Source organism: Mesorhizobium sp. M3A.F.Ca.ET.175.01.1.1, from assembly GCF_004791945.1.
Taxonomy (GTDB): domain Bacteria; phylum Pseudomonadota; class Alphaproteobacteria; order Rhizobiales; family Rhizobiaceae; genus Mesorhizobium.
Genome location: NZ_SRTP01000033.1, coordinates 1 through 4003 on the forward strand (window position 1 = coordinate 1; position 4003 = coordinate 4003).

4 protein-coding genes are annotated in these 4003 nt (G+C 68.1%); all 4 read left to right on the plus strand.

All coding sequences use genetic code 11. The features are described 5' to 3' along the window. On the plus strand, nucleotides 1-1086 hold a 1086-nt coding region (locus EN818_RS30540), incomplete at its 5' end, for an aminotransferase class V-fold PLP-dependent enzyme (protein ID WP_245518932.1). Between the two features lie 10 nt (nucleotides 1087-1096). Beyond that, the gene (locus EN818_RS30545) at nucleotides 1097-2071 is read left to right on the plus strand and encodes a CoA ester lyase (protein WP_095809604.1); all 975 of its coding nucleotides are present in this window, start codon (nucleotides 1097-1099) and stop codon (nucleotides 2069-2071) included. A gap of 18 nt (nucleotides 2072-2089) precedes the next feature. Beyond that, nucleotides 2090-3274 carry a malate--CoA ligase subunit beta gene (locus EN818_RS30550; RefSeq protein ID WP_095809605.1) on the plus strand — a complete coding sequence of 395 codons (1185 nt, stop codon included), beginning with the start codon at nucleotides 2090-2092 and terminating at the stop codon, nucleotides 3272-3274. Between the two features lie 13 nt (nucleotides 3275-3287). Next, the coding region (sucD, locus tag EN818_RS30555) for a succinate--CoA ligase subunit alpha (protein WP_095809606.1) at nucleotides 3288-4003 on the plus strand (716 nt) is incomplete at its 3' end.

A 4003-nucleotide genomic window follows, 5' to 3' on the forward strand; every position in this document is an offset into this window, starting at 1 on the left:
CCCAACCTGACCTTGCCGCTGTTCGAGGACATCAAACGCGTGTTCAAGAACGAGACCGGCCGCGTCTTCATCTTCCCCTCGTCCGGCACCGGCGCCTGGGAAGCGGCGATGACCAATGTGCTCAGCCCCGGCGACCGGGTGCTGATGTCGCGCTTCGGCCAGTTCTCGCATCTGTGGGTCGACATGGCCGAGCGCCTCGGCTTCGAGGTCGACGTCATCGACTGCGAATGGGGCACCGGGGTTCCGCTCGATCTCTATGCCGAGAGGCTTCGCGCCGACAAGGCGCATCGCATCAAGGCGGTGTTCTGCACCCAAAACGAGACCGCGACCGGCGTCACCAGCGACGTCGCCGGCTGCCGCGCCGCGCTCGATGCGGCAAACCATCCGGCGCTTTTGTTCGTCGACGGCGTGTCGTCGATCGGCTCGATCGACTTCCGCCAGGAGGAATGGCGCGTCGACTGCGCCGTCAGCGGCTCGCAGAAGGGCTTCATGCTGCCCGCCGGCCTCGGCTTCCTGTCGGTCAGCCCGAAGGCGCTCGCCGCGGCGCGCGTCGCCACCCACCGGCGCTGCTACTTCTCCTTCGAGGACATGATCCGCGTCAACGATGCCGGCTACTTCCCCTATACGCCGGCCACGCAATTGCTGCGCGGCCTGCGCGCCTCGCTCGACCTGATCGCCGAGGAAGGGCTGGAGACCATCTTCGCCCGCCACCATCGCCTGGCCGAGGGCGTGCGCAAGGCGGTCGAGGCCTGGGGGCTGAAGCTGTGCGCCAAGGCGCCGCAATGGCATTCCGACACCGTCAGCGCCATCCTGGTGCCGGAAGGCATCGACAGCGCCGACGTCGTCAAGCGCGCCCACGGCGCCTACCAGACCTCGCTCGGCGGCGGCCTCAACAAGGTGGCCGGCAAGGTCTTCCGCATCGGCCATCTCGGCTGGCTGAACGAGGTGATGGTCTGCGCCTCGCTGTCGGCGGCCGAAATGGCGCTGCTCGACTGCGGCGTGCGCCTGGCGCCGGGCTCGGGCGTGGCGGCGGCGATCGAGCATTTCCGGCGCACGGCCGAAATGCCGGTCGCCCGGGCAGCGTGAGGGACGAGCCATGAGCCACACCATCAACCACCTCAAGAAACTGAGACTGCAGCGCAGCGAGCTGGCGGTGCCGGGCTCGAACCCGGAGATGATCGACAAGGCGGCCAGCAGCGCCGCCGACTTCATCTTCCTCGACATCGAGGACGCGGTGGCGCCGCCCGACAAGGAGCGCGCCCGCAACAACATCATCCAGGCGCTCAACGACATCGACTGGCGCGCCAAGGGCAAGACCGTGTCGGTGCGCATCAACGGCCTCGACACCCATTACATGTACCGCGACGTCGTCGACATCATGGAACAGGCCGGCGACAAGCTGGACACCATCCTGGTGCCGAAGGTCGGCGTGCCGGCCGACCTCTACATGGTCGAGGCGATGGTCAACCAGATCGAGATGGCCAAGGGTTACAAGACCCGCGTCGGCCTCGAGGCGCTGATCGAGACCGCGCTCGGCATGGCCAATGTCGAGGCGATCGCGGCCACCCCCGGCCGGCTGGAGGCGATGCATTTCGGCGTCGCCGACTATGCCGCCAGCACCAAGGCGCGCACCGTCAACATCGGCGGGCTCAATCCCGACTATCCCGGCGACCAATGGCACTTCGCGCTGTCGCGCATGACGGTGGCCTGCCGCGCCTACGGGCTTCGCGCCATCGACGGACCGTTCGGCGACTTCTCCGATCCGCAAGGCTACACGGCCGCCGCAAGGCGCGCCGCCGCGCTCGGCATCGAAGGCAAATGGGCGATCCACCCCTCGCAGATCGCTTTGGCCAACGAGGTGTTCTCGCCGCCGGAAAAGGAGGTCGCGCGCGCCCGCCGCATCCTCGAGGTGCTGAAGGAGGCCGAGGCGCTCGGCAAGGGCGCGGCCGCGCTCGACGGCAAGATGATCGACGCCGCCTCCGAGCGCATGGCGCGCAACGTGCTGGTGGTGAGCGAGGCGATCGAGCGCGCCGGCCAAGGCCATGGCGCGGCGCCCGGCCAGGCGCATTGAGATTCCCAGGAGGACAAGATGGACATTCACGAATACCAGGCCAAGGAACTGCTCGCCCGCCACGGCGTGCATGTGCCGCGCGGCGGGCTCGCCTACAGCCCCGAGCAGGCGACCTACCGGGCGCGCGAGATCGGCGGCTCGAAATGGGTGGTGAAGGCGCAGGTCCATTCCGGCGCGCGCGGCAAGGCCGGCGGCATCAAGCTGTGTTCCAATGACGAGGAGATCGCCAACGCCGCCGAAGCCATGCTCGGGCGCAAGCTGGTGACCCAGCAGACCGGCCCGCGCGGCAAGCTGGTGTCGCGGCTCTATGTCGAGGAGACGGTCAACATCGCGCAGGAGCTCTATCTCGGCTTCGTGCTCGACCGCAAGGCCGAGCGGGTCATGATCGTCGCCTCGGCCGCCGGCGGCATGGAGATCGAGGAGATCGCCGAGCGGCAGCCGGATTCGATCATCCGCGCCACCGTCGATCCCGGCGTCGGCATGCAGCAGTTCCAGGCGCGCGAGATCGCCTTCGGCCTCGGCCTGGAAAGCAACCTGATCGGCAAGGCCACCGAAACCATCATGGGCTGCTACCAGGTGTTCCGCGATTACGACGCCTCGATGCTGGAGATCAATCCGCTGGTGGTGACCCGCGACGGCAATCTGGTCGCGCTCGACGCCAAGATGTCGTTCGACGAGAACGCGCTGTTCCGCCGCCCGGAGATCTCGGAGCTGCGCGACAAGAGCCAGGAGGACCCGCGCGAGACCTTCGCCAGCGACCGCGGCCTGTCCTATGTCGGGCTCGACGGCAACATCGGCTGCATCATCAACGGCGCCGGGCTGGCGATGGCGACGATGGACATGATCAAGATCGCCGGCGGCGAGCCGGCCAACTTCCTCGACATCGGCGGCGGCGCCTCGCCCGAGCGGGTCGCCAAATCGTTCCGCGCCGTGCTCGGCGACAAGAATGTCGAGACCATCCTGGTCAACATCTTCGCCGGCATCAACCGCTGCGACTGGGTCGCCGAGGGCGTCATCAAGGCGATCCGCGAGGTCGGCGTCGAGGTGCCGCTGGTGGTGCGGCTGTCCGGCACCAAGGTCGAGGAAGGGCGCAAGATCCTGGCCGAGTCCGGCGAGGCGGTGATCGTCGCCGACACGCTGGCCGAAGCCGCCGAGAAGGCGGTCGCCGCCTGGCGCGAAGCCGCCAAGAAAAAAGCAGCCTGAGGGAGGTCGAGAAATGGCAATTCTGCTCAACCGCAGCACCCGCGTCATCGTGCAGGGCTTCACCGGCAAGATCGGCAGCTTCCATGCCGAGGACATGAAGCGCTACGGCACCAGGCTGGTCGGCGGCGTCACCCCCGGCAAGGGCGGCCAGAGCCATCTCGGCCTGCCCGTCTTCAACACCGTCAAGGGCGCGGTGCGCGAGACCCGCGCCGAGGCCAGCATCGTCTTCGTGCCGCCGCCCTTCGCCGCCGATTCGATCATGGAGGCGGCCGACGCCGGCATCAAGCTGTGCGTGTGCATCACCGACGGCATCCCCTCGCAGGACATGATGCAGGTCAAGCGCTACATGCGCCGCTACCGCTTCGAGGACCGCATGCGCCTCGTCGGGCCGAACTGCGCCGGGGTGATCACCCCCGGCCAGGCGCTGATGGGCATCATGCCGGGCAGCATCTACCTGCCCGGCCGCGTCGGCATCGTCGGCCGCTCCGGCACGCTCGGCTACGAGGCCGCCTCGCAGATGAAGGCGCTCGGCATCGGCGTGTCGACCAGCGTCGGCATCGGCGGCGACCCGATCAACGGCTCCTCCTTCAAGGACATTCTGGAACTGTTCGAGCAGGACGAGGACACCGACGCCGTGGTGATGATCGGCGAGATCGGCGGCCCGCAGGAGGCCGAAGCCGCGCTCTGGGCGCGCGACAACATGCGCAAGCCGCTGATCGCCTACATCGC